Source organism: Mycobacterium sp. 050272, assembly GCF_039023525.1.
Taxonomy (GTDB): Bacteria; Actinomycetota; Actinomycetes; order Mycobacteriales; family Mycobacteriaceae; genus Mycobacterium.
In genome coordinates this window covers 144,946-170,445 of the sequence record NZ_JBCHKV010000001.1, presented here as the reverse complement: position 1 = coordinate 170,445, position 25,500 = coordinate 144,946, and the positions used below count along the sequence as shown (strand labels likewise).

The 25,500-nt window shown below is 66.6% G+C and carries 31 protein-coding genes; 19 read left to right on the top strand and 12 right to left on the bottom strand.

Annotated features, from left to right (window positions below):
• Positions 1-71: 71 nt before the first annotated feature.
• Positions 72-1,001, top strand: a complete 930-nt coding sequence (locus AAHS21_RS00830) for a DUF4436 domain-containing protein (RefSeq protein ID WP_342925854.1) — start codon at positions 72-74, stop codon at positions 999-1,001.
• Positions 1,002-1,014: 13 nt separating this feature from the next.
• Here the strand turns inward: AAHS21_RS00830 and pstS are convergent, their stop codons facing one another.
• Positions 1,015-2,142, bottom strand: a complete 1,128-nt coding sequence (pstS, locus tag AAHS21_RS00825; RefSeq protein WP_342925853.1) for a phosphate ABC transporter substrate-binding protein PstS — start codon at positions 2,140-2,142, stop codon at positions 1,015-1,017.
• A gap of 457 nt (positions 2,143-2,599) precedes the next feature.
• Here pstS and AAHS21_RS00820 point away from each other — a divergent pair, with 457 nt between their 5' ends.
• From AAHS21_RS00820 to rplO, 13 genes are all read left to right on the top strand, one after another.
• Positions 2,600-3,487, top strand: coding sequence for a DUF4436 domain-containing protein (locus AAHS21_RS00820; protein ID WP_342925852.1), 888 nt, complete (start codon positions 2,600-2,602; stop codon positions 3,485-3,487).
• 30 nt (positions 3,488-3,517) lie between these two features.
• Positions 3,518-4,438, top strand: coding sequence for a formylglycine-generating enzyme family protein (locus tag AAHS21_RS00815; RefSeq protein ID WP_342925851.1), 921 nt, complete (start codon positions 3,518-3,520; stop codon positions 4,436-4,438).
• 114 nt (positions 4,439-4,552) lie between these two features.
• Positions 4,553-5,506 (top strand): DUF4436 domain-containing protein, encoded by a 954-nt coding sequence (locus AAHS21_RS00810; RefSeq protein ID WP_342925850.1) that lies wholly within the window; start codon positions 4,553-4,555, stop codon positions 5,504-5,506.
• 226 nt (positions 5,507-5,732) lie between these two features.
• Complete coding sequence (rplN, locus tag AAHS21_RS00805; RefSeq protein ID WP_003403649.1) at positions 5,733-6,101, top strand: 50S ribosomal protein L14; 369 nt, start codon at positions 5,733-5,735, stop codon at positions 6,099-6,101.
• Entirely contained in the window at positions 6,102-6,419 is a 318-nt protein-coding gene (rplX, locus tag AAHS21_RS00800; protein WP_342925849.1) for a 50S ribosomal protein L24, read from the top strand.
• On the top strand, positions 6,419-6,982 hold the full coding sequence (gene rplE / locus AAHS21_RS00795) for a 50S ribosomal protein L5 (protein ID WP_342925848.1): 564 nt from the start codon (positions 6,419-6,421) through the stop codon (positions 6,980-6,982). The genes rplX and rplE overlap by 1 nt, the downstream gene beginning before the upstream one ends.
• Before the next feature lie 4 nt (positions 6,983-6,986).
• Positions 6,987-7,172, top strand: a complete 186-nt coding sequence (locus tag AAHS21_RS00790; protein ID WP_090600437.1) for a type Z 30S ribosomal protein S14 — start codon at positions 6,987-6,989, stop codon at positions 7,170-7,172.
• Positions 7,173-7,258: 86 nt separating this feature from the next.
• Positions 7,259-7,657 (top strand): 30S ribosomal protein S8, encoded by a 399-nt coding sequence (gene rpsH, locus AAHS21_RS00785; RefSeq protein ID WP_036466727.1) that lies wholly within the window; start codon positions 7,259-7,261, stop codon positions 7,655-7,657.
• A gap of 10 nt (positions 7,658-7,667) precedes the next feature.
• The gene (gene rplF / locus AAHS21_RS00780) at positions 7,668-8,207 is read left to right on the top strand and encodes a 50S ribosomal protein L6 (protein ID WP_096284799.1); all 540 of its coding nucleotides are present in this window, start codon (positions 7,668-7,670) and stop codon (positions 8,205-8,207) included.
• A 35-nt stretch (positions 8,208-8,242) separates the two neighbouring features.
• Positions 8,243-8,611: a 50S ribosomal protein L18 gene (gene rplR / locus AAHS21_RS00775; RefSeq protein WP_342926523.1), complete on the top strand. Its 369-nt coding sequence runs from the start codon at positions 8,243-8,245 to the stop codon at positions 8,609-8,611.
• A 22-nt stretch (positions 8,612-8,633) separates the two neighbouring features.
• Positions 8,634-9,323: a 30S ribosomal protein S5 gene (gene rpsE / locus AAHS21_RS00770; RefSeq protein ID WP_096284803.1), complete on the top strand. Its 690-nt coding sequence runs from the start codon at positions 8,634-8,636 to the stop codon at positions 9,321-9,323.
• Positions 9,320-9,502: a 50S ribosomal protein L30 gene (rpmD, locus tag AAHS21_RS00765; RefSeq protein ID WP_330976193.1), complete on the top strand. Its 183-nt coding sequence runs from the start codon at positions 9,320-9,322 to the stop codon at positions 9,500-9,502. The genes rpsE and rpmD overlap by 4 nt, the downstream gene beginning before the upstream one ends.
• Positions 9,499-9,942: a 50S ribosomal protein L15 gene (gene rplO, locus AAHS21_RS00760; RefSeq protein WP_096284807.1), complete on the top strand. Its 444-nt coding sequence runs from the start codon at positions 9,499-9,501 to the stop codon at positions 9,940-9,942. Before rpmD ends, rplO begins: the two co-directional genes overlap by 4 nt.
• Here the strand turns inward: rplO and AAHS21_RS00755 are convergent.
• Positions 9,939-10,532 (bottom strand): TetR/AcrR family transcriptional regulator, encoded by a 594-nt coding sequence (locus AAHS21_RS00755; RefSeq protein WP_342925847.1) that lies wholly within the window; start codon positions 10,530-10,532, stop codon positions 9,939-9,941. The genes rplO and AAHS21_RS00755 overlap by 4 nt on opposite strands.
• 94 nt (positions 10,533-10,626) lie before the next feature.
• Between AAHS21_RS00755 and AAHS21_RS00750 the strand changes: the two genes are divergently transcribed.
• Positions 10,627-11,535, top strand: a complete 909-nt coding sequence (locus AAHS21_RS00750; RefSeq protein ID WP_342925846.1) for an alpha/beta fold hydrolase — start codon at positions 10,627-10,629, stop codon at positions 11,533-11,535.
• Here the strand turns inward: AAHS21_RS00750 and AAHS21_RS00745 are convergent, their stop codons facing one another.
• Positions 11,536-12,465, bottom strand: coding sequence for an LLM class flavin-dependent oxidoreductase (locus AAHS21_RS00745; protein WP_342925845.1), 930 nt, complete (start codon positions 12,463-12,465; stop codon positions 11,536-11,538). It abuts the gene before it with no gap.
• 39 nt (positions 12,466-12,504) lie between these two features.
• On the opposite strand from AAHS21_RS00745, the gene sppA reads away from it, so the two are divergent.
• A complete protein-coding gene (gene sppA, locus AAHS21_RS00740; protein WP_342925844.1) occupies positions 12,505-14,292 on the top strand; it encodes a signal peptide peptidase SppA in 1,788 nt (595 codons plus the stop codon).
• A 75-nt stretch (positions 14,293-14,367) separates the two neighbouring features.
• Here sppA and AAHS21_RS00735 read toward each other — a convergent pair whose 3' ends face one another.
• From AAHS21_RS00735 to AAHS21_RS00720, 4 genes are all read right to left on the bottom strand, one after another.
• The gene (locus AAHS21_RS00735) at positions 14,368-15,282 is read right to left on the bottom strand and encodes a class I SAM-dependent methyltransferase (protein ID WP_342925843.1); all 915 of its coding nucleotides are present in this window, start codon (positions 15,280-15,282) and stop codon (positions 14,368-14,370) included.
• Positions 15,283-15,302: 20 nt separating this feature from the next.
• Positions 15,303-16,217: a class I SAM-dependent methyltransferase gene (locus tag AAHS21_RS00730; protein WP_342925842.1), complete on the bottom strand. Its 915-nt coding sequence runs from the start codon at positions 16,215-16,217 to the stop codon at positions 15,303-15,305.
• A complete protein-coding gene (locus tag AAHS21_RS00725; RefSeq protein ID WP_342925841.1) occupies positions 16,218-17,177 on the bottom strand; it encodes a class I SAM-dependent methyltransferase in 960 nt (319 codons plus the stop codon).
• A gap of 139 nt (positions 17,178-17,316) precedes the next feature.
• Positions 17,317-17,970 (bottom strand): class I SAM-dependent methyltransferase, encoded by a 654-nt coding sequence (locus AAHS21_RS00720; RefSeq protein ID WP_342925840.1) that lies wholly within the window; start codon positions 17,968-17,970, stop codon positions 17,317-17,319.
• Between the two features lie 66 nt (positions 17,971-18,036).
• On the opposite strand from AAHS21_RS00720, the gene AAHS21_RS00715 reads away from it, so the two are divergent.
• Positions 18,037-18,888: an AraC family transcriptional regulator gene (locus AAHS21_RS00715; protein ID WP_342925839.1), complete on the top strand. Its 852-nt coding sequence runs from the start codon at positions 18,037-18,039 to the stop codon at positions 18,886-18,888.
• On the opposite strand, the gene AAHS21_RS00710 is transcribed toward AAHS21_RS00715, so the two are convergent.
• Genes AAHS21_RS00710 through AAHS21_RS00695 form a run of 4 tightly spaced genes read right to left on the bottom strand, consistent with a single transcriptional unit; the run spans position 18,885 to position 22,460 of the window.
• Positions 18,885-19,916, bottom strand: coding sequence for a dihydrodipicolinate reductase (locus AAHS21_RS00710; RefSeq protein WP_342925838.1), 1,032 nt, complete (start codon positions 19,914-19,916; stop codon positions 18,885-18,887). The two genes, AAHS21_RS00715 and AAHS21_RS00710, sit on opposite strands and share 4 nt — an antisense overlap.
• A complete protein-coding gene (locus AAHS21_RS00705; protein ID WP_342925837.1) occupies positions 19,913-20,830 on the bottom strand; it encodes an MBL fold metallo-hydrolase in 918 nt (305 codons plus the stop codon). Before AAHS21_RS00705 ends, AAHS21_RS00710 begins: the two co-directional genes overlap by 4 nt.
• Complete coding sequence (locus AAHS21_RS00700; protein WP_342925836.1) at positions 20,827-21,483, bottom strand: L-fuculose-phosphate aldolase; 657 nt, start codon at positions 21,481-21,483, stop codon at positions 20,827-20,829. Before AAHS21_RS00700 ends, AAHS21_RS00705 begins: the two co-directional genes overlap by 4 nt.
• The gene (locus tag AAHS21_RS00695) at positions 21,480-22,460 is read right to left on the bottom strand and encodes an NAD(P)-dependent oxidoreductase (protein WP_342925835.1); all 981 of its coding nucleotides are present in this window, start codon (positions 22,458-22,460) and stop codon (positions 21,480-21,482) included. The genes AAHS21_RS00700 and AAHS21_RS00695 overlap by 4 nt, the downstream gene beginning before the upstream one ends.
• Before the next feature lie 30 nt (positions 22,461-22,490).
• Here AAHS21_RS00695 and AAHS21_RS00690 point away from each other — a divergent pair, with 30 nt between their 5' ends.
• A complete protein-coding gene (locus AAHS21_RS00690) occupies positions 22,491-23,864 on the top strand; it encodes an FGGY-family carbohydrate kinase (RefSeq protein WP_342925834.1) in 1,374 nt (457 codons plus the stop codon).
• A 34-nt stretch (positions 23,865-23,898) separates the two neighbouring features.
• Positions 23,899-24,564 carry a GNAT family N-acetyltransferase gene (locus AAHS21_RS00685; protein WP_342925833.1) on the top strand — a complete coding sequence of 222 codons (666 nt, stop codon included), beginning with the start codon at positions 23,899-23,901 and terminating at the stop codon, positions 24,562-24,564.
• A 3-nt stretch (positions 24,565-24,567) separates the two neighbouring features.
• Here the strand turns inward: AAHS21_RS00685 and AAHS21_RS00680 are convergent, their stop codons facing one another.
• Positions 24,568-25,500, bottom strand: coding sequence for a class I SAM-dependent methyltransferase (locus tag AAHS21_RS00680; RefSeq protein ID WP_342925832.1), 933 nt, complete (start codon positions 25,498-25,500; stop codon positions 24,568-24,570).

Sequence of the window (25,500 nt, the reverse complement as noted above, 5' to 3'; positions counted from 1 at the left end):
GCTAGCATCTGACCCCGTGCCTGCCGGGAAAGGCGTCAAACTATCCGTTCTACTCGTGGTGGTGATGTCCGATGACCGCTGAAGCCCCGCCGCTGCCGCCGTCGAAATCAGGAACGCGCGGTCGCCAAATCGCAATAGCCTTCGGGATTCTCGTAGCAGTCATCAGCGTCTACGTCCTATCCCTCATTGCCGTGCACCTGTTGGCCAAATCGGCGCCGCCGTTGCCCGCCGTCGACTTCAGCAAGGTCGAGGCCGAAGACAGCGTCGTGCAGGTGAACCTGAGCGAGCTGAAAACGGTGGCGAATCGCCTGACGGTGAATGTGCTTGTCTACCCCAAAGATTCGCTGTACGACAAGAACTTCGGTGTGCTGACCACCGATGCGGCGGTGCGCCTGTATCCCGATAACGACCTCGGCGACCTGCAGTACCCGATTGGTAAGGCACCGGCGCAGGTGACCACCACCATCGAGGCGCGCGGCGATCCGGGTAACTGGCCTTTCGACTCGTACAAGACGGAAGTCATCGCGGCCGACGTATTCACGGGAACCGGCCAAAACCGCGAAAAGGCGCCTGCCCGCGTGGAAGTCACCGGAAGGCTGGACGGTTGGGACGCTAGCGTCACCCGGGTCCACGACCCCGACGATGCCGATCCCAACGTCATGGACAACGTCGTCATCACGCTGCACCGGTCCAAGGGACCGCTGATCTTCGATGTCGGCGTGGTGCTGGTACTCGTCGCCCTGCCGATGCTGGCGTTGTGGGTGGCCATTCCGGTGGCGCTGGGCCGGACTTCGTTCTTGCCGCCGCTGACAACCTGGTACGGCGCGATGCTGTTCGCCATTGTCCCGCTGCGTAATATCCTGCCGGGCAATCCACCGTACGGTTCCTGGATCGACCAGGCCGTCGTGCTATGGGTGCTGATCGCGCTCGTCGTCGCCTTGGCCTTGTTCCTGGTCGGCTGGTGGCGGCAACGAGATCGAAGAACGCCTAAGAAGACCTAGAGCGCGAAAAGTCTTAGCGCACATTCTCTATCGACGACGAGGTGATGGCGTCGATAGCGGTGAAGACGCGTGACTGGAAGTCAGGCGGCAACGGGATGTAGCCGTTCTTGTCGAGATCGACCTGGCCCGGTCCGACGGCCGCCTGCAGGAACGCCTTGACCGCCTGGCCGACAGCCGGGTCGGTGTACTTCGAGCAGACGATCTCGTAGGTGACCATCACGATCGGGTACACGTCGGGCTGGGTGGGGTTGTAGAACGGCGTGGTGTCCAGCACGAGATCGTTACCCTTGCCGACGATCTTGGCGTTGGCGATGGTCTTGCCGACGGTGTCGGTCCCAATGCGGACCGGGCGCAATGATTTGCGGCTTGCCGGGGTCTTGATCTGGGCGGCGAACAGGCCCTGGTCCAACGCGAACGACAGCTCGTTGTAAGAGATCGCGCCCTCGGTGTTCTTCACCTCCGACGACGTGCCGACGTTGCCGTGGGCGCTGGTGCCTACGCCGCCGTTGAAGATCTTGCCGGTGCCCTTGTCCCAGGCCCCGCCGGATGCGGCCTGCAGGTAGGCCTGGAAGTTGGCGGTGGTGCCGGACGGGTCGGCGCGGTGGATGACGTGAATGTTTTCCGGCGGCATCGAGGTATTCATCGCGGTGATGGCCGGATCGTCCCAGCGCGTGATGGTGCCGTTGAAAATCTTGGCCAGCGTGGGCGCGTCGAGCACCAGGGAATCAACGGCGTTGAGGTTGTAGGTGATGGCGATCGGCCCGAACACCACCGGAAGGTTCCACGCGTCGGCGCCGCCGCAGCGCTGCTTGGCGGCCGCGTACTGGTCACCGGTGAGGGGCAGGTCGGATCCGGCGAAGTCGGTTTTGCCCGCCAGAAAGTCCTCGACGCCTGCGGCGGAAGCGTTTGCGGTGTAGGACAGACTTTGTCCCTTGCAGGCTTTCGCGTAGGCGTCGACAAAGCGCTTCATCGCATTTGCCTGCGCGGTCGAACCGCTGGCGGTGAGGTCTTGTTTGCCGCCGCAATCGACTCGCGCTCCGTTGGCGTAAGACAGCGAGGTGTGGGGTTTTCCGCATCCCGAGAGCACCAGTGCGGCCGCGGTCAGCACGCTTATGGCGGCAGCCGGTCTGTTGTGCTTCACGTTGAATGCCTCCTTGGGAACGGCCGGGGGTGAGACGGCCTTGAGCTGTGATCGAAGTCTAGCGACGCGGGGTGGTTCGTGGGAGCGGTGACCTGGGGTAACCGCGTCAATCGGAACAGGGGCCGGCAGCTGTGCACTCGGTCTCCGGCAGCGTGGCCAGCCCCGACGTGCCAGACGGCGCCCGGCATCGGCGGCGAGCCCGGTTTCGGGGTGCATGTCCACCCCGCTTTCGACACACGTCGACATTTACAGCTATCGAAGCGACGCGCAAACAAACATCGGGTGAATTGGCGGTTCGCACCCGATGGAGGGAATGACGAAGGCAGTTTGCGAAAAGCCGCATTTCGAGCGCGATTGCCGCGCGTTGATTACCATCTGACTTCGTGTCGGCTCCGGTTAGCTGGAATCGCCCAGCGAATTGCGAGCCGCCGCCAGTTGTCCGCCGTGGAGGTGACCGATGACCGCTCAAGCCCCGCCTGCGCACGCCGCCCCGGCGCCACCGGAAAAACCGAAGCGCCACCGGCTGCTGGGCATAGCGATCCTCGGCGGCTTCGTCGTGGTGTACGCGTTGTCGTTGTTCGGGTTTGTTCTGCTGGGAGAGTCCGCGGCGCCACTGAAGGCCCCCGATCTCAACGCATCCGACGACACCGTCGTTTTGATCCGTGTCGAGGAGCTCAAGACGGTCGCCAATCGCCTCGGGGTGAAGGTGCTCGTGTACCCGCAGGAGGCCATGTGGGACTCGCGCCTGGACGTCTTGAAACAGGACACCGCGGTGCGGATGGATCCGCCGAACGACCTGGGGGACCTGGTCTATCCGGCGGGGAAGTCGCCGGCCCAGGTGGCCACCACGGTCGAGGCCCACGGCGACCCGGAGATCTGGCCGTTCGACTCCTACGAGACGGACACCCTCTCGGCCGACGTGCTCGTCGGATCCGGTGACGACCGCAAATACAAGCCGGCCCGTATCGAGGTGACCGGAAAATTGGAAGGCTGGGACGTCAGCGTTGCGCGGGTAGGCGAAGGCGGCGACAGCGTGATCATCACGCTGCACCGGTCCAAGGCGCCGCTGATCTTCGATCTGGGAATCTGCCTGGTCCTGTTTGCGATGCCCACCATCGCGTTGGCGGTCGTCATTCCGATGGTGATCGGTAAGCGGAAGGTGGTGCCCCCGTTCGGCGGGTGGTTTGCCGCGCTGCTGTTCGCGGTCATCCCGATCCGCAACTTCCTACCGGGGGCCCCACCGCCGGGTGCCTGGATCGACCAAGCGCTGGTGATCTGGGTGCTGATCGCCCTTGTCGGGGCGATGGGCTTGTACATGTTCGCGTGGTACCGGCGATCCGACTAACGCGGGTCAGGCGCCGCCTACCCTGAAATTGTGCTCACCGAGTTGGTCGATCTGCCCGGCGGAGCCTTCCGGATGGGCTCCACGAGCTTCTATCCCGAAGAGGCGCCGATCCACACCGTGACGGTGAGCTCGTTCGCGGTGGAACGGCATCCGGTGACAAACGCCCAATTTGCCGAATTCGTCGCCGCCACACGCTATGTCACGGTCGCCGAGCAGCCGATCGATCCGCGGCTGTACCCCGGCATCGATCCCGGCGAGCTCAGCGCGGGCGCGATGGTTTTCCGTCCCACCCCGGGCCCGGTCGACCTGCGCGACTGGCGGCAGTGGTGGGAGTGGGTGCCGGGCGCGAGCTGGAAGCACCCGTTCGGACCGGACAGCGATGTCGCGGACCGGGCCGATCATCCGGTCGTTCAGGTCGCGTATCCGGACGCGGCCGCCTACGCGCGCTGGGCCGGGCGGCGGCTGCCGACGGAGGCGGAATGGGAGTATGCGGCCCGCGGCGGCAGCGCGACCACCTACGCGTGGGGAGACGAGCCCAAGCCCGGCGGGCAACTGATGGCCAACACATGGCAGGGCAACTTCCCGTACCGCAACGACGGTGCCCTCGGCTGGGTGGGCACGTCGCCGGTGGGGACGTTTGCGCCGAACGGGTTCGGACTGCACGACATGATCGGCAACGTCTGGGAGTGGACCGCCACCGAGTTTTCCGCGCACCATCGGCTCGATCAGCCCCCGAAGGCGTGTTGCACCCCCTCGGGGCCCGCCGACCCGGCCGTCAGCCAGGCCCTGAAGGGCGGCTCGCACCTGTGCGCGCCGGAGTACTGCCACCGCTACCGTCCGGCCGCCCGGTCGCCGCAATCGCAGGACACCGCGACCACTCACATCGGGTTTCGCTGCGTGGCCGACCCCGGATCCGGCACCGAGCGTGAACGACGGCTTTCGGGCAGGTGACAGTAGTCCCCGGGGCGTGAGGTTTAGTTGCGCGGGCAGTGCGGATGTTCGCTACCATCTGCCCGTGTCGCCCCGTCAAGCTGGACTTCGCCAGCGAGTTGCCGGCCGGGACCGATGACCACCGAAACCCCGCCGACACAGGCGCCCTCGGAGGAACCATCGGCGAAGAAGTCGGGCCTCCTCGGCTATCTGAACCGGCACCGCCCGCGCCTGTCACTGGGCGCGTTCATTCTGGCCGTGGTGATCGGCGTCTACGTCCTCTCGCTGTTCGGTGTGCACTACTTGCAGCGATCGGAGGGGCCGCTTCCGCCGCTGGACCTCAGCGAGGGCGGCGGCAACGACACGATCGTGCAGTTGCGTCTGGACGACTTCAAAACCACGTCCAATCGTCTCAAGGTGGATGTCCTGGTCTATCCCCCGGACACGCTGTACGACAAGCGATTCGACGTGCTGAACACCGACGTCGCGGTGCGTCTGTATCCGACGAACGACCTCGGCGATCTGCAGTTCCCGAAAGGCAAGGCGCCGGCACAGGTCGAAACCACCATCGAGGCCCACGGTGATCCGGCCAACTGGCCGCTCGACACCTACCGCACCGAGAAGATCTCCGCCGACACCTTCATCGGATCCGGTGACGACCGCAGAAAATTACCCGCCCGCGTCGAGGTGACCGGGGGGTTGGACGGCTGGGATGTCACCGTCAGCCGCGACGACGAAACCAGCAAAGTGAACTCGCGTGGCCTCGACGACGCTCAGCTGGTCATCACGATGAAGCGAGCCAAGGGGCCGTTGGTCTTCGACATATTCATCTGCATCGTGCTCGTCACGCTGCCGATCTTGGGCTTGTCGGTGGCCATTCCGATGGTGATGGGCCGCAGGAAGTTCGTGCCGCCGTTCGGGACGTGGTACGCCGCGATGCTGTTCGCGATCGTCCCGCTGCGAACTATCCTGCCCGGGTCACCACCCCCGGGCTCGTGGATCGACCAGGCCGTCGTGCAGTGGGTGCTGCTCGCGCTGGTAACGGCAATGACTTTGTACATCCTGGCCTGGATCCGCCAGGGCGACTGACGTCTGCGAGCTTCGGCCGGCCAGGAATTTGGCGCTGAGCAGGTCTTCACCTAGACTCTAGGGGTTGCCTTGGGCAGACCTCGGCCGGTGCGTGCGAACGTCACAGGCCCCGCGTGCCCTTCGGTAACAAAGACCGCGCACGTCAGGTTTGTGGTGGGCCTTGCTTTCTTGAGGCTTGCCGAGGTGTTCTCCTGCCGTGCACACGTGAACTCAGTCAGGAGATCGAGTGATTCAGCAGGAATCGCGGCTGAAGGTCGCCGACAACACCGGCGCCAAGGAGATCTTGTGCATCCGGGTGCTCGGTGGCTCGTCGCGACGCTACGCCGGCATCGGTGACGTCATCGTCGCCACCGTCAAGGACGCCATCCCGGGTGGCAACGTCAAGCGCGGTGACGTCGTCAAGGCCGTCGTGGTGCGCACCGTCAAGGAGCGCAGGCGTCCCGACGGCAGCTACATCAAGTTCGACGAGAATGCCGCGGTAATCATCAAGCCCGACAACGACCCGCGCGGTACCCGCATCTTCGGGCCCGTCGGGCGCGAACTGCGCGAGAAGCGATTCATGAAGATCATCTCGCTGGCCCCGGAGGTTTTGTAGATGAAGGTCAAGAAGGACGACACCGTCCTGGTGATCGCGGGCAAGGACAAGGGCGCCAAAGGCAAAGTGCTGAAGGTTTACCCGGACCGCGACCGCGTGCTGGTGGAGGGTGTCAACGCGATCAAGAAGCACACCGCTGTTTCGACCAACCAGCGCGGCGCCCGCTCGGGCGGAATCGTCACTCAGGAAGCGCCCATTCACATTTCCAACGTGATGGTGGTCGACTCCGATGGCAAGCCGACCCGCGTCGGCTACCGGGTCGACGAGGAGACCGGTAAGCGCGTCCGTATCGCCAAGACCAACGGCAAGGACATCTGATGAGCACTGCAGAAAAAGTGCAGCCGCGCCTGAAAGAGCGCTACCGCAACGAGATTCGTGATGCGTTGCACAAGGAATTCAACTACGGCAACGTGATGCAGATCCCGACCGTGACCAAGGTCGTGGTCAACATGGGTGTCGGCGACGCCGCCCGGGACGCAAAACTGATCAACGGCGCGGTCAGCGACCTGGCCCTGATCACCGGGCAGCGGCCCGAAATTCGCAAGGCCCGCAAGTCCATCGCGCAGTTCAAGTTGCGCGAGGGCATGCCGATCGGCGCGCGGGTCACGCTGCGGGGCGACCGGATGTGGGAGTTCCTCGACCGGCTCACTTCCATTGCGCTGCCGCGTATTCGTGACTTCCGCGGGCTTTCGCCCAAGCAGTTCGACGGCGTCGGCAACTACACCTTCGGACTGGCCGAGCAGTCGGTGTTCCACGAGATCGACGTGGACAAGATCGACCGGGTTCGCGGTATGGACATCAACGTCGTCACTTCGGCGACGAACGACGACGAAGGACGAGCGCTGTTGCGGGCTCTCGGCTTTCCGTTCAAGGAGAACTGAGTAGATGGCTAAGAAGGCACTGGTTAACAAGGCCAACGCCAAACCGCGCTTCGCGGTGCGTGGCTACACCCGCTGCAACAAGTGCGGACGTCCGCGTGCGGTTTACCGCAAGTTCGGGCTGTGCAGGATCTGCCTGCGCGAAATGGCGCACGCGGGCGAACTGCCCGGCGTGCAGAAGAGCAGCTGGTAACAGGCACAGGACGAGAGACCAACCCAGAACAGGTGCGCGACAGGCCCCTAACGGGAACCATCGCGAGGAAGGTTACAGACGCTGTCATGACAATGACGGACCCGATCGCAGACTTTTTGACACGTCTGCGCAACGCCAATTCGGCGTATCACGACGAGGTGACGTTGCCTCACTCCAAGATCAAGGCCAACATCGCCCAGATCCTCAAGAGCGAGGGGTACATCAGCGACTTCCGGACCGAAGATGCTCGGGTCGGCAAGGCGCTGGTCGTTCAGCTCAAGTACGGACCCAGCCGGGAACGCAGCATTGCCGGCCTGCGCCGGGTCTCCAAGCCCGGTCTGCGGGTGTACGCGAAATCCACCAACTTGCCGCGCGTGCTCGGCGGGCTGGGCGTGGCGATCATCTCGACGTCGTCAGGTCTGCTCACCGACCGTCAGGCAGCCAGACAAGGCGTGGGCGGCGAAGTCCTCGCGTACGTGTGGTGAGGGGGTAACCATGTCGCGCATTGGTAAGAAGCCGATTCCGGTTCCCGCCGGAGTCGACGTAACGATCGACGGCCAGAAGGTCTCGGTCAAGGGGCCCAAGGGCAGCCTGGACCTGACCGTCGCCGAGCCGATCACGGTGGTTCGCAGCGAAGACGGTGCGATCGTGGTCAACCGTCCGGACGACGAGCGGGAAAACCGTTCGCTGCACGGGCTTTCGCGCACGCTGGTGTCCAACCTGGTCACTGGCGTCACCGAGGGCTACACCACCAAGATGGAGATCTTCGGGGTCGGCTACCGGGTGCAGCTCAAGGGCCGCAACCTCGAGTTCGCGCTGGGATACAGCCATCCAGTGTTGATCGAGGCGCCCGAGGGCATCACGTTCGCGGTGGAGACGCCGACGAAGTTCAGCGTCACGGGGATCGACAAGCAGAAAGTCGGCCAGATTTCGGCGAACATCCGCCGCCTGCGCCGTCCCGACCCGTACAAGGGCAAGGGCGTGCGTTACGAGGGTGAGCAGGTCCGCCGCAAGGTCGGAAAGACAGGTAAGTAGCCATGGCGAAAACACAGGCTGAAACGCAAAAGCCGGTGGGGAAGAACATCTCCGCGACTCGCCGCGTCGCGCGGCTGCGCAGGCACGCCCGGCTGCGCAAGAAGATCTCCGGCACCTCGGAGCGTCCGCGGCTGGTGGTGAACCGGTCGGCGCGACACATTCACGTGCAGTTGGTCAACGACCTCAACGGCACCACGGTGGCGGCCGCGTCGTCCATCGAGTCCGACGTTCGCGGACTCGACGGCGACAAGAAGGCCCACAGTGTGCGGGTCGGCCAATTGATTGCCGAGCGCGCCAAGGCCGCCGGCATCGACAGCGTGGTGTTCGACCGTGGCGGATACAGCTACGGCGGACGGATCGCCGCGCTGGCCGACGCCGCGCGCGAGAACGGATTGAAATTCTGATGACAACTGGAAGGACCGCATAATGGCGGAGCAGTCCGCTGGGGGGCAAGGCGCCCCGGACAGCCGTGACGGCCGCGATTCCCGCGACTCCCGTGACGGGCGGGGTCGGCGCGACGGCGGCGGTGGCCGCGGCCGCGACCGTGACCGCGACGGAGACAAGAGCAACTACCTGGAGCGGGTCGTCGCGATCAACCGTGTTTCCAAGGTGGTCAAGGGTGGTCGGCGCTTCAGCTTCACCGCTCTGGTCATCGTGGGTGACGGCGCCGGCATGGTCGGCGTCGGCTACGGCAAGGCCAAGGAAGTTCCGGCCGCGATCGCCAAGGGCGTGGAAGAGGCGCGTAAGGGCTTCTTCCGGGTCCCGCTGATCGGCGGGACGATCACTCACCCGGTGCAGGGCGAGGCGGCCGCGGGTGTGGTGCTGTTGCGCCCGGCCAGCCCCGGTACCGGTGTGATCGCCGGCGGTGCCGCGCGCGCCGTGCTGGAATGCGCTGGGGTGCACGACATCCTGGCCAAGTCGCTGGGCAGCGACAACGCGATCAACGTGGTGCACGCCACGGTGGCCGCGCTCAAGCTGTTGCAGCGCCCGGAGGAGGTGGCTGCTCGCCGCGGCCTGCCGATCGAGGATGTCGCCCCGGCCGGAATGCTGAAGGCGCGACGGGAAAGTGAAGCGCTGGCCGCCAGTGCAGCGCGTGAAGGAACGGCACAGCAATGAGCCAGCTGAAGATCACCCAGGTGCGCGGCACCATCGGGGCGCGCTGGAAGCAGCGCGAATCCCTGCGCACCCTGGGGCTGCGAAAGATTCGCCAGTCGGTGGTCCGCGAGGACAACCCACAGACCCGCGGGCTGATCGCGAAGGTGAGCCACCTGGTTGAGGTGGAGGAGACCAAATGACCATCAAACTGCACGACCTGAAGCCGGCCCCCGGGTCGAAGACGGCGCGCACCCGCGTTGGCCGTGGTGAGGGCTCGAAGGGTAAGACGGCCGGCCGCGGCACCAAGGGCACCAAGGCACGCAAGAACGTGCCGGTGACCTTCGAGGGTGGTCAGATGCCGATCCACATGCGGCTGCCCAAGCTCAAGGGATTCAAGAACCGGTTCCGTACCGAGTACGAGATCGTCAACGTCGGTGACATCAGCCGGCTGTTCCCCGAGGGCGGTGCCATCGGCGTCGCCGAACTGGTCGCCAAGGGCGCGGTTCGCAAGAACTCGTTGGTGAAGGTCCTCGGCGACGGCGACCTTGCCGTCAAGGTCGACGTCTCCGCGCACAAGTTCAGCGGCAGCGCCCGCGAGAAGATCACCGCCGCGGGCGGCTCGGCCACCGAGGTCTCTTAGTCCGCGGACCCCGCGTCCATTAGTGCGGACGCCGTACCGAGCGCGGAATCCAATGCCGCGCTTCGGGTTTCGCTCTGATCAGGCATACCGCGCGAGATCAGTACCGATCCGACCATCAAGGCGACGATGCTCCATGCTCGTCGGCGCCGGTCGGACTCTTCTCCGTCGAGCAACTCGGTGATCCGCTCGACCAGTGCGAGCATCTTGCGCTGGTAAGCCTCCTTGACGGGCGGTTCGGCGCGGGATACGTCCGCGCTCAACGCGGGCATCACGCACCCACCCGCCACATCGTGGCTGTGGTCGGCGTTCATGTATTCGCGCACAAACCCGATCATGTGCGCCCGTGCTTCGTCGTGGTCCATCGCGGCGGTGTCGGTGACGAACGGTTCACCCACTCCCGCCTCGATGACGGCCTCGAGAATCGACGTCTTGTTCGGGAAGTTCGAATAAAACGCGCCCGACGTGACGCCCGCGGCGGCGGCCAGCCCGTCGACGCCGACGCCGTTGAATCCGCTCGTCTTGAGCGAGCGGGTGCCGGCGCGAACGAGTGCGTCGCGCGCGCGTGCCTTCTGATCCGGTGGATATCGCACGGGTTCTCCCTGGGGTTGACGCTTCTGCCATCATAGGATAACGTCCGTTACGATAACGATCGTTACTCAATACCCGACGTGAAAGGCAATCCCGATGGTCAGCACGCAGGCAAAAGAGTTCGCCGACTTCTTCGGCGCCCTGAGCGCGCGGTCCGCCAACCCCAACTTCGACTTGGACACGGTGCGCGACGTCATCGAGACGATGCATCTGGCGACCAAGGAACCCGAGGGCGTGACCTATGCCGAAGTGGACGCCGGCGGGGTGGAGGCGCTGTGGTGCATTCCCGTCGACAGTGACCCGGACCGGGTGTTGCTGCACGGCCACCTGGGTGGCACTGTCGTGGCATCCATGCACTCCGACCGCAAGGCGGCGGCGCACCTCGCGAAGGCGGCGGGGGCGCGATCCCTGGTACTCAACTTCCGGCGCTCGCCGGAACACAAATTCCCCGCGCAGGTCGAAGACGTACGCGCCGCCTACAACTGGCTGCTGGCGCAGGATTATCGGCCGGAAAACATTGCCAGCGTTGGCCATTCGATCGGCGGTAACTTCGCGGTCGGGCTGGCGATCGCGCTGCGTGACGAAGGGGCCGCCCTGCCGGGCGCGATCGTGTCGATCTCGCCGTGGGTCGACCTGACGATGACGAACGAGACCTACGACAGCAATGCCGAACGCGACCGGCTGCTGTCGCGTCCGCTCGCGGAGTTCTTCAGGTCATGCTGGCTGGACGACACCGGGGTCGGTTTCGACGACCCCCGCGTGAGTCTGCTTGCCGCGGACCTGTCGGGACTGCCGCCGACCGCGGTGTTCTGGGGCGGCGACGAAGTGCTCGCCGGCGAGGATGCCGAGTTCGCCCGCCGCCTCGAAGCGGCCGGAAACGACATCTTGGCGGGCGAAGTCGAGGGAGGGCAGCACTCCTTCATCATGAGCGCGGGCTGGGTGCCCGAGGTCGACGACGCGATCGCCGAGATCGGTGCCTGGCTGCGCAAGAAGCTTGGACGCTGACTAACCGAGCTGCGGAATCACTTCCGCGGCAAGGCGTTCCATCTGCTCGCGATTTTCTCCCACGTCGGCGCCCAGCGGATTGAGCAGCAGCGTCTGGGCGCCGGCGTCGAGCACCTCTTGGAGCCCACGGATGACGTCATCGGGCGTTCCGGACACCGGAACCGCCTCGACGCCGGGTATCACTCCGCTGTAGGTGCGCTCTAGCCCGGCGAGCACCCGCTCGCGGGCGCGTGTCGCGTCGTCGTCGACCATCAGATAAACGCGCTTGCTGATCGGAAAGTCGGCCGGGTCCTTCTGCTGTTCGTCGAGTTCGCGGCGCACGATCGGGACGGCCGCGGCGAAGGCTTCGGTGGGTGACGCGCCCGGACCCATGTAGGCGTCCCCGTGGCGCACCGCCCGTGCTAAGGCCTTGGGGGCCAACCCGCCGAACCAGATCGGCGGGTGCGGACGCTGCACCGGCTTGGGTTGGAACGGCAGGTCGGCGACGTCACGGAACCGGCCATGGAAGTTCACCGTCGGCTCGTCGGACCAAGCCGCCTTCATCAGGGTCAGGCCCTCGGTGAAATACGAGATGAACGTGTCCTTTTCGACGCCGAACGCCGCGAGTGTGGGCCCGCCGCGCCCCGGTGCGACACCGATGTCCAGCCGGCCGTGACTGATCCGGTCGACCGTGGTCACCGCCGAAGCCAGCTGCAGCGGCTCGTGCTGCGACGTCACCAGCACGGCCACCCCCAGTCGCACTCGCTCGGTGAAGGCCGCGCAGTACGACAGCAGTTCCAGCGGTGCCAGCAGCGGCCCTCGGCCGATGGTTTGCTCGAGCGTCCAGATTCCTTCGAACCCCAGTTCTTCGGCGCGCATCACATAGGAGCGCATCCCCTCGGTGTCGAAGACGTCGTAGTCGAACTGCGGGATGGCGATCGAGAACCTCACGGACTCACCCTACGGGCGTCGATCGGTACGCTGCAGAGCATGTTCGCCTTTCTGCCTTCGCTGCCCGGTGTCGACGACGTACGTGCCCTGGCCGGCCGCGTCGATACGGCTCGCCACCGCGGTGTACCCAATGGCTGCGTGCTGGAATTCAACCTGCGCTCGGTGCCGCCCGAGACGGCGGGCTTCGACCCGATGGCGTTCGTCACCGGCGCGGAGCGGCCGATAACGCTGCGTCAGGCGGTCGCCGCGATCCACCGGGCCGCCGAAGACTCCCGGGTGGCCGGACTGATCGCGCGCGTGCAACTCGCGGCCGCACCGCCGGCCGCGGTCCAGGAGCTGCGCGAGGCGATCGCCTCGTTCAGCGCGGTCAAGCCATCGCTGGCCTGGGCCGAAACCTACCCCGGGACGTTGTCCTACTACCTGGCTTCGGCGTTCAGCGAGGTCTGGATGCAACCCTCGGGTAGCGTCGGACTGATCGGCTTCGCGAGTAACGCGACCTTCCTGCGCACCGCGCTGGACAAGGCGGGCATCGAGGCCGAGTTCGTCGCCAGAGGCGAATACAAGTCCGCGGCAAACGTTTTCACCGAAGAGGGCTTTACCGAAGCCCATCGCGAAGCGGTCACCCGGATGCTGGAAAGTCTGCAGGACCAGGTGTGGCACGGGATCGCCGAGTCACGCAAGATCGATGCGGCCGGGCTCGACGCACTGGCCGACCGGGCCCCGCTGCTGCGCGATGACGCGGTGTCCTCCGGTCTGGTCGACCGGATCGGCTTCCGTGATCAGGCACATGCGCGAATCGCGGAACTCGTTGGTGTGGAGGATGTTTCGGACGACACCGACACCGAAAAGCTGGGTCCGCGGCTCAACCTGACGCGCTACGCGGCAGCGTCCCGGACGCGGCTGGTGCCGCCGGCGCCGCCGATTCCCGGCCGCCGCCCCAAGCCCACGTTCGCCGTGATCACGCTGCAGGGCCCGATCGTCAACGGCCGCGGTGGCCCGCAGTTCCTGCCGTTCGGCAACTCCAGCGCCGGCGCCGACACGATCGCGGCGGCCCTGCGGGAAGCCGCGCGCGACGATTCGGTAGCGGCGATCGTGCTGCGCATCGACAGCCCCGGCGGTTCGGTCACGGCGTCGGAGACCATCTGGCGCGAGGTCGCGCGGGCCCGCGAACGCGGCAAGCCGGTAGTGGCATCGATGGGCTCGGTCGCCGCGTCCGGCGGTTACTACGCCGCGATGGCCGCCGACGCGATCGTCGCGAGTCCGGCCACGATCACCGGTTCGATCGGTGTGATCACCGGCAAGCTGGTGTTTCGCGATCTCAAGGAGCGCCTCGGAGTGTCCTCAGATGCGGTGCGCACCAACGCCAATGCGGACGCGTGGTCGACCGACGTGCCCTTCACCGCGCAGCAGCGGGCCGATCGAGAGGCCGAGGCGGACCTGATCTACGACGACTTCGTGCAGCGCGTGGCCGACGGTCGCAACCTGACCACCGAGGCCGTCAACGCTGTCGCCCAGGGGCGGGTCTGGACCGGAGCTGACGCACTCGAACGCGGCCTGGTCGACGAACTCGGCGGTCTGCGCACCGCGGTGCGCCGCGCCAAGGTCCTGGCCGGCCTGGACGAGGACGCCGATGTCCGGGTCGCCAACTTCCCGGGATCCTCGTTGCTTGCGCTGGTGCGCCCCCGGGCGTCCGCGCAGCCGGCCGCCGCATCGCTGCCGGACGCGCTGGGCGCACTGCTCGGCCGTACGGTTGCCGCGGTGGTGGAGAACCTCGAGCAGGCCGTCAGTGGGGCCAGCGTGCTGTGGCTGGGGGAGTCGCGCTTCTAGCTCGATGGAGGCGACCCTCCCCCGCAAGCGAGAGGTGCCCCCACGCGCCCGGGTACGCCGCGCTGGCGATCGCCTCTAGCCGTCGAGCCGGCCGCTGATGAAGATGATCTCGCCGAGCGGGTCATCGTTTTCCGGCGGCGGCACCTCCAGGCCGTTTTGGCCGAACAACTCCGTGCGCGTGACGCCCTCGACGGTCCAGCCCTTAGTGCCCAGATAGTCGACGACGTGGTTGCGCTGCCCCGCGTACACCAGCGACGCCATGTCGATGTCGACGCCGTGCTCCCGGAAAGAGCCCGACATCTCGCGCACCCGATCGGCATCGAAATCCACGATGCCCGGAACGAATTCGGTGGCGATCGTGCTGCCCGGCACGGACAGGGCGGTGATGTTGTCGAACAACAGGTCCTGGGCTTCGGGCGGCAGGTAGATCAGCAGCCCCTCGGCCAACCACGCGGTCGGCGTGTTGGTGTCGAACCCGGCGGCCCGAAGTGCGGCTGGCCAGTCCTGGCGCAGATCGATCGGAATGGTGCGCCGGATAGCGGTCGGCTGTGCTCCGATATCGGCCAAAGTGGTTGTCTTGAAATCGATTACCTGCGGCTGGTCGATTTCGTACACCACTGTCTCGGCGGGCCACGGCAACCGGTAGGCGCGCGAGTCCAACCCGGACGCGAGGATCACCACCTGGCGCACGCCGGCGGCGGTGGCGTTGACGAAGTAGTCGTCGAAATACTTCGTGCGCACCGCCATCCCGTCGACCATCGACCGCATGCGGACCGGGGTGGCGTTCTCGATGGCCGACAGGTCGAGCTCGCCGTCCATCATCTTGGTGAAGAAATCCACGCCGACCGCGCGCACGAGAGGCTCGGCGAACGGATCGTTGATCAGGCCGCGGGGATCCTTCGTCGCCATGGCACGCCCGGTCGCGACCATGGTTGCGGTCGCGCCCACGCTGGACGCCAGATCCCAATTATCGTCGTGTGCGCGAGGCATGAGACGACCCTAACCAAGCCCTACTTCAGCGTCGCGTCCACATAGCTCATGTCGCCGAAGGCGGCCGTCATCTCGTCGGACGGAAACTCAAACCCGTTGCGGGCATACAGCTCCTTGGCGGAATGCGCCTCCACCTGCCAGCCGTGCGTGTTCAAATAGTCCACCACGACGCTGCGCTCGCCCTGGTAGAACAGGTCGGCCGCGTTCAGGTTGAACCCGAAGCTGCGCCACCGGTCGCTGATCTGCTGCAAGCGCTCGTTGGTGAACGCGTTGGGGTCTGGCACATGCTCGGTGGCGACTCGGCTGCCCGGCGCGCTCAGCGCGGTGATGTGGTCGAACAACCGGTCCTGGGCTTCCGGCGGCAGGTAGGGCAGCAGCCCTTCCGCACTCCAGGCGGTCGGCTGCGTGACGTCGAAGCCGGCCGCCCGCAGCGCCGCGGGCCAGTCGGCGCGCAGGTCGATCGCGACGGTACGGCGTTGCGCGCTCGGCTCGGCGCCGATACCGGCCAGTGTTTCGGTCTTGAACGCGATGACCTGGGGTTGGTCGATCTCGTATACCACCGTGCCGGCCGGCCACGGCAGCCGGTAAGCCCTGGTGTCCAGACCCGACGCCAGGATCACCGCCTGCCGCACACCGTCTTCGGTTGCGCTGGTGAAGAAGTCGTCGAAGAACCTGGTGCGCACGGTCATCTGATGGATCCGCGCCTGGCGGTTGAGCAGCGCGTCGTCCTCGAAATCGATCTTGCCGTCGATCACGCGGACGAAGACATCCAGCCCAACGGCCCGCACCAGCGGATCCGCGTAGGGGTCGTCAAGTAGCGCGTCGGGTCCCTGCGACGCCACGGCGCGGGACGCGGCGACCATGGTGGCCGTCGCTCCCACGCTGCTGGCCAGGTCCCAGCTGTCGCCTTCGGTACGTCCTGAGTCAGTGCTCATCTATTTCGCTTTCTTTTCCAGGGTGCCGCTGGTGTAGAGCATCTCGCCCATCCGCATGTCGTCGTCCTCGAGCGGTTCAAAGCCGTTGTCCGCGAACAACTCCCGGATGCTGCTGCTCTGCAGACGCCAGCCGCGTTCGGCCAGGTATTCGACCGCCTCGTTGCGGTCGCCGAGGTAGACCAGACCCGCCATGTCCAGGTCGAACCCGTGTGCACGCCAGCGTTCGGTGATGGTCTGCATGCGCTCGCGCATCTTTTCCTCTTCACCGGGCTCCTGGGTTGGCGCGCTCTCGGTGGCCAGCCGGCTGCCCGGCGCGCTCAGCGCGGTGATGGTGTCCAGCAGCCGGTCCTGGGCCTCGGGCGGCAGGTAGCCGAGCAGGCCTTCGGCGCTCCATGCCGCCGGCTGGGCGGGGTCGAAGCCGGCGGTGCGCAGCGCGGTGGGCCAGTCGTCGCGCAGATCGATGGCCACCACCCGGCGATCGGCGGTCGGTGCGGCGCCCAGGTTCGCCAGCGCGTTGGTCTTGAATTCGATGACCTGCGGCTGGTCCACCTCGTAGACCACCGTGCCGGCGGGCCACGCCAACCGATAGGCCCGAGAGTCGAGCCCGGACGCCAGGATCACAACCTGCTTGATACCCGCGTCCGTGGCGTCGGTGAAGAACTCGTCGAAGAACTTGGTGCGCACGGCCATGTTGTCGGCCATGCGTGACATCGCCCCGGCCGATCCCGCCGCGCCGTCGTGGACGTCGTTCAGCTCGGCCGGGTCCAGTTCGCCACTGGCCAGCCGGGAGAGCAGGTCCACACCGACGGCCTTGACCAGCGGTTCGGCGAACGGGTCGTTGATCAGCGGGCGTTCGGCGCGGGACGCGATCGCGCGCGCGGCCGCGACCATCGTGGCCGTGACCCCCACGCTGGACGCCAGGTCCCAGGTATCGCCCTCGTATCTGGTGGAAGAAGTCATGTGGTGCCCCCTCAATAGGATGTATTTAGCTTACCTTCGCTAATACTTAGCTGATATAACAAGCTTCCACCACTGTACGCTTCCCGCGATTCGGGGCAACCTCGACGAATGGCGTACGCAACGCCGGTCAATCTTGCGCCTAAGCGGGCCGGGTGGCCTGGTAAAAGGTGAGTTGGCCGACGATGCGTTGCCGCGTGGTGGCGAGTTCGGCGCAGTCGAATCCCGCCGCGCGCAGCAGTCTGGGCACCGCGTCCCCGCGGTTGCCGGCCGCGTGCGGGTTGTGCCGGATGAGCCGTGCCAGCAAGCCGCCGCTGGTCTCATCCCCGCCGATGTCCACCAGGTGCAGCCTCCCGCCCGGACGCAGCACCCGAAATATTTCCGCGGCCGCGGCGGGCTTCGCATCGTCGTTGATGTGATGCAGCATCATCGACGACAGCACCCGATCGAATTCGCCGTCGGCGTAGGGAAGCCGCTCGGCATAACCCTGTTCGAACCGAATGCCGGTCAATCGGGCCGCCTTTCGCTTCGCGACCGCCAGGATTCGCGGGTCCGGGTCGCAACCGGTCACGTCCGCCGAAGGCTGGGCACGCTTGGCGCGAATCGCGAGATTTCCTGTCCCGCAGCCTATCTCCAGGACTCGATGACCGTCGGCGATTTCGGCTTGAGTGATGAGCCGCCGATAGACGCTGCCCAGGCCCATGACCCGGGCGATCACGTCGTACGCGGGCAGAAAAGCGGCGTGACCGGTCGCTGGCAGGTAGTCATGTGGATGATGTTTAGTCATGTGCTCCATAATGTACGGTTGGGGCACTGCATAATTAGGTGATCATCGACAAAAGTAGGACTATATTCTGCAATCATGACGCGGGCACCTCGGCTGGTCGGCCACCGCGCCGGTGTGCCGATCTATCAATATCGCACCGATCCGGACATGTCTCCGGTGTCGCTGCACCGCCACATGGGCGACCTTGGCGAGCGGGGCCGTCACATCCACGACTTCCCGGCGCTGTGGTACGTCCCTGCGGCAGGCCTGGTGTACGTGGCCGCGGCCGGCGAGGTGCTCGACCCGGCGCGGCTGGAAGACTTGGATGCCGGAGTCGCGGTGTTCTTCGATCCGGCCGCGCTCGGTGAGGACGGCCGTTCGCCCTGGCCGGCCTGGCGGGGGCATCCGCTGCTCTTCCCGTTTTTGCACGGACTTTCCGGCGGGGTATTGCGCCTGGAGATACCTCAAGACCGACGGCCCATGTGGGACAACGCGATCCGGTCAATCGAAGCCGAACTCACTGCCCGGCAGGAGGGCCATCGACAGGCCGCCCTGGCGCACTTGACCCTACTGCTGATCGAGCTCGCGCGGCTGGCCCGCGATGTGGTGGCCGATCTCAAGCGCAGCGGTGAGCCGCTGCTGGCCGACGTGTTCGCGGTGATCGACCGTCGTAAGGGCGAGGCGTTGTCGCTGCGTGACGTGGCGGGCGAACTCGGCATCACGCCGGGGCATCTCACCACGGTGGTGCGCCGCCGCACCGGACGCACCGTGGGTGAGTGGATCATCGAACGCCGGATGGCGCAAGCACGCACCTTGCTGGAGGAAACCGACCTTCCGGTCGCCGAGATCGCCCGGCGAGTTGGGGTTTTCGATCCCGGTTACTTCAGCCGGCAGTTCACCCGGGAGCACGGCATGCCGCCGCGGGACTGGCGCCGCCGCGCCGCCTAGTCCATCGCGCCGTGAGATCCCATGATCGGCAGATCAATTGGGGTGATGATGCCAGGGGCCGCGTCGCAGAGGAAGGGGATGGCGTTGACCGCCGCGACCGCGGTGCTGTCCATCAACACCGTCATCGCATCCTGGCCCGGATGGCCGAACCGGATCGTCGCGTCGACGTAGGGTTCGCCGTCGATCACCACACTGAAACCTTCGGGGTCTTCCCATTGCGGATCCAGCGCGTCGCTGCTCATCGTCCAGCAAATCGCGAGCTCGATCACCGGGCGGCCGTTGCGCAGACCGCGATAGGTGCGGCGCTGGCCCCCGGCGGTGCCGGCGGCGTACCGGACCCACCCCAGATCCAGATCCCGGGTCAGCACCGCGGGCTCGACGAATGCTTCCTTGGAGTCGAGTTCGACGCCGAGCATGGTGGCGATCATGTCGAGCGTCTCGAAGTAGCCGAGCCCGTAGCGTTGTGCCGACGGGTCGAGATGCGTCACTGGCTCTCGGGGCGGCTTGCCGAAGCCGAGCACCTTCCATACGTCTTGGACGGGATAAGTGGTGCAGTCCAACGTCTCAACAAGCTTGACGCTGTGCACTTTTCGGCACGCGCCCGTAAGGAAGCCGGCGACGACGTTGATGAACCCCGGCTCGAATCCCGTTCCCAGGAACGTCGCGCCGCCATGAAGCGCCGCCTCCTGCAGCGCCACACGCTCGATTGGGTGGTGTGAACCGGTCAGGAAGTCTCCGGTGGTCACTACGTTGATGCCGCTGCGCAGCAGCCTGTCCACCAATTCGAAATCGATGGCGCGCGGCATGTAGTTCACGCAATCCGGTGCCAGCTCGATCAACGCGTCGACATCGTCGGTCGCGGCCACACCGATCGGGGGACGCTCGGCGAGAACTCCTGCGTCACAACCGACTTTGTCGGGCCCGAACGCGTGAACGCCGACCACCTCGAAATCGTCGCGGTCGATCAGGGCACCGAGTGCTCGCTTGCCGATGTTGCCAGTCGACCACTGAACTACTCGATAAGTCATAGCTTTTCGATCTCCAACCACTCGTCGACTTCGAATCCGTCGTCGACGGCGCGCAGCGACGCGCCGCCGTGGCCGGGATAGTGCGCGGGGATCACGGTGGCGTGTGTCTGCGCGGCTTCGGTGAAGATCCGGTGCCGGGTCGCCGCGGCAGCGGCGGCGTCCACGTCGAACGCGCAGGGGTCTGCGGGACGGCGCACCTGCAGCGGGCTGTGCGTGATGTCGCCGACGAACACCGTGGGCACCCCCGCGTCCAGCCACAGCACCGCGGAACCCGGGGTGTGTCCCGCGGCCGGCCGCAGGCGCAGTGACGGGCTGATCTGGTAGTCGTCCGACCAACAGACGAGCTGCCCGGCCTCGTCGATGGGCAGCACGCTATCGGCGAACACCAACTGATCACCGCGCTGCTGGGTCGCCTCCTGCTCGGTGCGCGGCGATCGTCGCGCCACCGGTCCGTCGGGGGCGAAGTAACGGTAATCGGCTGCGGGCGCGAGGTATCGGGCGTTGGGAAACGTCGGGACCCACACGTCGCCGTCGAGCATCGTGTTCCACCCGACGTGGTCGGAGTGAATGTGAGTGTTGATCACCACGTCCACCGCGGCGCGGTCGATGCCGGCTGACTCCCAGGCGGTGAGGAAGGCGGTGTCCAGCTGATCCAGCGGCGGCATGTGAGGGCGCTGACGGTCGTTGCCGACGCCGGTGTCCACGACGACGGTCAGCCCGTCGACCTCGACGACCCAGCTTTGCACCGCGATGCGCCATTTCTCGCTGTCGGGGTCGAAGAAGTCCGGCACCAGCAGATCGGCGTTGTCGTGCCAACCGTCACGCGGTGTTTGCGCGAAAGACTTTGTCCCCAACTCGAACTGGAATTCCACGATGCGCGTCACGCAGGCGCGGCCGAGCTGCACGCGGCTCATCGGGGATTGGCGCGCAGGTAGCCGTAGACACCGGCGAAGTTGCGATTGATGTCCTCGGGAATCGGCACCGGTCCGCCGAGAGCCCTTGCACCCCAGACGATTTGAGCGGTGCGTTCGACGAGGGCGGTGATGTGCAGGGCCTTGTCCGGGCGTGGTCCCACCGCGACCAGGCCGTGGTTGGCGATCAGCGCGGCGCCGCGGCCCTCCAGTGCCTTGACCGCGTTGACCCCGACGTCGGGGGTTCCGGACGCGGCGTAGTCGGCGCACCGAACGTCGCCGCCGACGTAGACCGCGAATTCGTCGATGCAAGCTGGAATCGCCTCATGGGCTATCGCGAACATGGTCGCCCACACCGGATGACTGTGGATGACGCTGCCGATGTCGTCGTATGCGTGATAGGCCGCCAGGTGTAGTTGCATTTCCGAGGACGGCGCCCGGCCGTCCTTTGCGTGCTGTACGGCGCCGTGTTCGTCGATGAGCACCAAGTCGTCGAGCTCCATGTCGCGATAGTCGACCGACGAGGGGGTGATCACGATGTTGCCGTCGCGGCGTCGTGCCGAGATGTTGCCGGCGGTTCCCTCGACGAGCCCGCGACGCAGCATGTCCTTGGCCGCGTCCAGCACCGCGGTTTCCGGGTTGTCGACGAACTTCATGACCCCAGTACCTCCGGGTTGACGATATGGGCGGGCGTGTTGCCGGATAGCAAGGCTTCCAGATCGTCGGCGACCATCTGCGCCTGCCGTGCCTCAGTGTCCCAGGTGGCCCCGCCGATGTGTGGTGTCAGCACGACATTGGGCATACCGACCAACGGATGGTCCGTCGCCAGAAACTCGCCCACGAAATGGTCCAGACCCGCCGCGGCCACCTTGCCGGTGCGCAGCGCGTCGACGAGCGCGTCGGTGTCGTGCAGTTGCGCGCGGGCGGTGTTGAGGAAAACCACGCCGTCGCGCATCGCGGCGAATTCCTTCGCGCCGATCATCCCGGTGGTGTCGTCGGTGACCGGTGCGTGCAACGAGATGACGTCGGCCTCGCTCAGCAGTTCGTCGAGGCTGTGCCGGGCTTCGTCGTGATACGGGTCGTGCGCGATGACCCGCATGCCCAGCCCGGTCAACCGCCATCGCAACGCCCGGCCGACGGCGCCAAGCCCCACCAGCCCGGCGGTGCGCCCCGCGATCTCCCACCCCCGGAAGCGCTGATAGGGAATGCTGCCGTCGCGAAACATGTTGCCGCTGCGCACATCCGAGTCAGCGACCAGCACGTGGCGGGTGGCGGCCAACAGCAGGGCTACCGCGATCTCAGCGACCGCATCGGCGTTGCGGGCCGGCGTATTCAGCACCGGGATGCCTGCCGCGGTGGCTCCGGCGATGTCGACGTTGTTGGGGTCGCCGCGGGTGGATGCGATCGCACGCAGACCCACCTCCAACACCGGTCCGCGCACCGAGTCGCTCTCCACCACAACGACGTCGGCGGCTTCGGCGGTGATCCGTTCGGCCAGCTGCTCGGGGCCGTAGATCCGCAACGGGGCCGCCTCGATCCAGGGGTCGTACACCACATCGGCCAGCTGGCGGAGTCTGGCGAATCCCGGCCCACGCAGCGGGGCCGTCACCAGGGCACGCGGTCTTGATGTCACGAATGCCAATGCTGGCGTACGGTGACGCCCGTGTCACGCAACGGCGTCACAATCGGCATCGACATCGGGACAACGGCGGTCAAAGCGGTCGCCGCCGACGCTGACGGCCGCGTGACGGCGCGGGTGCGCATTCCCCATCACGTTCGGGTGCCCGCGCCCAACCGGCTCGAGCACGACGCCGACGAGGCGTGGCGGCGCGGCCCGGTGGCCGCCCTCGATCAGGTGCGGCAGCTGGCTCCCGGGCCCGAACCCCGTGCGGTGGCCGTTTCGGCGATGGTTCCCTCGCTGACCGCCGTCGATGCCGCGGGCCGGCCGGTTACCCCGGGACTGCTGTACGGCGACGAGCGTGGCCGGGTCGACGGCGATCAATCGCTTCCCGCGCTGGGGGAAGCCGCCGAGTTCCTGCGCTGGACGGCCGCCGAAGCGCCCGGGGCGGCCGGGTACTGGCCGGCGCCGGCGGTGGCCAACCACGCGCTGGCCGGCGAGGCGGTGATCGACTTCGCCACCGCCGCCACCACGTACCCCCTGTTCGACGGCACCGGCTGGAATCAGGCCGCCTGCGCCGAACGCGGCGCCGCCCCGGCGCAGCTGCCGCGGGTGGAGACGATCGGCGCCGCGGCCGGGCAGCTACCCGGGACCCGAACCGTGCTCGGCACGGGTGCCGTCGACGCGTTGTGCGAGCAGATGGTGGCCGGCGCCGATCGCGACGGCGAGGTGCTGGTGATGTGCGGAACCACCCTGATCGTGTGGGTCATCATTCCCGAGGCCCGCCAGGTGCCGGGGCTGTGGACCATTCCGCACACCAAGGCGCCCAAGAGCCAGATCGGCGGCGCCAGCAATGCGGGCGGGCTGTTTCTCGGCTGGGTGGATCGCGTCCTGGGACCCGCCGGACCCGGCGACGTCTTCCCTCCGATCGATCCGCGCCGGATCCCGGTGTGGTCGCCCTACATTCGCGGCGAACGCACGCCGTTCCACGACCCGGACCGCCGCGCCGTGCTCGACGGCATCGACCTGACCCACGGCCCCGGCGCATTGCGCAGAGCCGCGTACGAGGCTTCGGGATTCGTCGTTCGTCAGCTGATCGAGCTCAGTGCAGCGCCGGTGTCGCGCATCGTGGCCACCGGCGGCGGCACCCGGCTGCAGCCATGGATGCAGGCCATCGCCGACGCCACCGGCCGTCCGGTGGAGGTATCCGCGGTGGCCGAGGGCGCGGCGCTGGGAGCGGCCTTCCTGGCCCGGATGGCCGCCGGGCTGGAAACGTCGATCGCCGACGCCGCCCGCTGGGCCCGCACCGGGCGCATCGTCGACCCCGATCCCGCCTGGACAGCCGCGGTGCAGGACCGCTACCGGCGTTTCCTGGAACTGGGCGAGCGCCCGTCGCGCCGATCGGAGTCGAGGATCTAGCGCGATACTCGGGTTGGCGTTCTAGTCTGGTGCAATGACTGACCAGGACCGCAAAGCCGCCCGCAGAGAGATCGCAGACGCCCTTCTGAAAGCTCTTGAACGCCGGCATGAAATAGCCGACGTCGTGGTGGAGTCGGAAAACAAGGCAGTCGCCGTCGAGGGGATCGTCAAACTGCTCGACACCTCCCACGCCGCCGCCGAAGCGGTAATGGGTATGTGCTTCGAGCAGCTCACCATCGATTCGCGCCGCAAGATCCTCACCGAACTCGAAGACCTGAACAAGCAGCTGAGCTTCACGCTCGGCGAGCGGCCGGCGAGCTCGGGGGAGAGCCTAGAGCTGCGGCCGTTCTCCGCTGCCGAGGACCGCGACCTGTTCGCGACGCGCACCGCGGAAATCGGCGAGGCCGGCGATGGTTCTCGGGTCCCTGCCGGGAACATCGACGACGAGATCCGTGCTGCCCTCAAGCGGGTGGACGACGAAGAGGCCGCCTGGTTCGTGGCGATCGATTCCGGCGAGAAGGTCGGAATGGTGTTCGGCGAGCTCCTCGCCGGCGAGGTGAACGTGCGGATCTGGATTCACCCCGAGCACCGCAAGCACGGCTACGGCACCGCTGCCCTGCGCAAGTCGCGCTCGGAGCTGGCATGGTGCTTTCCCGCCGTGCCATTGGTGGTCAGGGCGCCGGCGGCCAAACCGGAGTAACCGCTACGGCAAGGTGGCAACCACCGAAATGTGGTTCTCCAGCGCCTCGAGTCCTTCGCCGGGCGGCACGGGCAGCCCGGCCTTGGCGAACTGATCGGCGCGGGTGCGCGCCGTTATCTGCCAGCCCTGCGCGGTCAGGTAATCCGCTGCCGGGGTGCGCTCGCCGTAGTAGACCAGTGTCGACACGTCGACGTCGAAGCCGAACTTGCCCCAGCGGTCGGCCATCGCCTTGGCGCGCCGTTGCAGCAGCGGCATGCTGCCGTCGCGATGGTATTCAGTCGCCAGCCAGCTACCCGGCGCGCTCAGGGTCGTGATCGCGTCGAACAGCCGGTCCTGCGCCTCCGGCGGCAGGTACATCAGCAGTCCCTCGGCGCTCCACGCCGCGGGCTTTGTCTCGTCAAAACCTGCTTGGCGCAACGCGTTTAGCCAATCGTCGCGCAGGTCGACGGCAACGGTCCGGCGCTGGGCCGTGGGTTCGGCGCCCAGGTTCAACAGCGCGGTGGTCTTGAACTCGACGACCGCCGGTTGATCGACCTCGTACACGACGGTGCCCGCGGGCCAGTCCAACCGATAGGCACGCGAATCCAGGCCCGCGGCCAGGATCACGGCCTGGCGCACGCCCGCGGCGGTCGCCTCGGTGAAGAAGTCGTCGAAATACCGAGTGCGCACGGCCATCATGTTGACCATTCGCTGCAGATTGAATTCTGCATCGGGGTCCGCGTCGGGGTCGAGACCGCCGGTCTCATCGGTGATTTCGCCGTCGAGTACTCGGATGAAGAAATCCGCACCCACCGCGCGCACCAGCGGATCGGCGAACGGGTCGTGGATCAGCGCGTCCGGGCCCTTGCCGGCAAGAGCGCGACAGGCGGCGACCCAGGTCGCGGTCGCCCCCACGCTCGAGGCCAGGTCCCAGGTGTCTTGATCGGTGCGTGCCAC

Bases quoted from the DNA above. Each gene is read 5' to 3' on its own strand.
- sppA (WP_342925844.1), top strand. From the start codon at position 12,505: ATGTTCGCCTTTCTGCCTTCGCTGCCCGGTGTCGACGACGTACGTGCC.
- AAHS21_RS00710 (WP_342925838.1), bottom strand. From the start codon at position 19,916: ATGACTTATCGAGTAGTTCAGTGGTCGACTGGCAACATCGGCAAGCGA.
- AAHS21_RS00715 (WP_342925839.1), top strand. From the start codon at position 18,037: ATGACGCGGGCACCTCGGCTGGTCGGCCACCGCGCCGGTGTGCCGATC.
- rplF (WP_096284799.1), top strand. From the start codon at position 7,668: ATGTCGCGCATTGGTAAGAAGCCGATTCCGGTTCCCGCCGGAGTCGAC.
- AAHS21_RS00725 (WP_342925841.1), bottom strand. From the start codon at position 17,177: ATGACTTCTTCCACCAGATACGAGGGCGATACCTGGGACCTGGCGTCC.
- AAHS21_RS00810 (WP_342925850.1), top strand. From the start codon at position 4,553: ATGACCACCGAAACCCCGCCGACACAGGCGCCCTCGGAGGAACCATCG.
- AAHS21_RS00790 (WP_090600437.1), top strand. From the start codon at position 6,987: ATGGCTAAGAAGGCACTGGTTAACAAGGCCAACGCCAAACCGCGCTTC.
- AAHS21_RS00700 (WP_342925836.1), bottom strand. From the start codon at position 21,483: ATGAAGTTCGTCGACAACCCGGAAACCGCGGTGCTGGACGCGGCCAAG.
- AAHS21_RS00720 (WP_342925840.1), bottom strand. From the start codon at position 17,970: ATGGAGCACATGACTAAACATCATCCACATGACTACCTGCCAGCGACC.
- AAHS21_RS00730 (WP_342925842.1), bottom strand. From the start codon at position 16,217: ATGAGCACTGACTCAGGACGTACCGAAGGCGACAGCTGGGACCTGGCC.
- rpsE (WP_096284803.1), top strand. From the start codon at position 8,634: ATGGCGGAGCAGTCCGCTGGGGGGCAAGGCGCCCCGGACAGCCGTGAC.
- rplO (WP_096284807.1), top strand. From the start codon at position 9,499: ATGACCATCAAACTGCACGACCTGAAGCCGGCCCCCGGGTCGAAGACG.
- AAHS21_RS00820 (WP_342925852.1), top strand. From the start codon at position 2,600: ATGACCGCTCAAGCCCCGCCTGCGCACGCCGCCCCGGCGCCACCGGAA.
- AAHS21_RS00830 (WP_342925854.1), top strand. From the start codon at position 72: ATGACCGCTGAAGCCCCGCCGCTGCCGCCGTCGAAATCAGGAACGCGC.
- rplE (WP_342925848.1), top strand. From the start codon at position 6,419: ATGAGCACTGCAGAAAAAGTGCAGCCGCGCCTGAAAGAGCGCTACCGC.
- AAHS21_RS00735 (WP_342925843.1), bottom strand. From the start codon at position 15,282: ATGCCTCGCGCACACGACGATAATTGGGATCTGGCGTCCAGCGTGGGC.
- AAHS21_RS00750 (WP_342925846.1), top strand. From the start codon at position 10,627: ATGGTCAGCACGCAGGCAAAAGAGTTCGCCGACTTCTTCGGCGCCCTG.
- rpsH (WP_036466727.1), top strand. From the start codon at position 7,259: ATGACAATGACGGACCCGATCGCAGACTTTTTGACACGTCTGCGCAAC.
- rpmD (WP_330976193.1), top strand. From the start codon at position 9,320: ATGAGCCAGCTGAAGATCACCCAGGTGCGCGGCACCATCGGGGCGCGC.
- rplX (WP_342925849.1), top strand. From the start codon at position 6,102: ATGAAGGTCAAGAAGGACGACACCGTCCTGGTGATCGCGGGCAAGGAC.
- AAHS21_RS00705 (WP_342925837.1), bottom strand. From the start codon at position 20,830: ATGAGCCGCGTGCAGCTCGGCCGCGCCTGCGTGACGCGCATCGTGGAA.
- AAHS21_RS00685 (WP_342925833.1), top strand. From the start codon at position 23,899: ATGACTGACCAGGACCGCAAAGCCGCCCGCAGAGAGATCGCAGACGCC.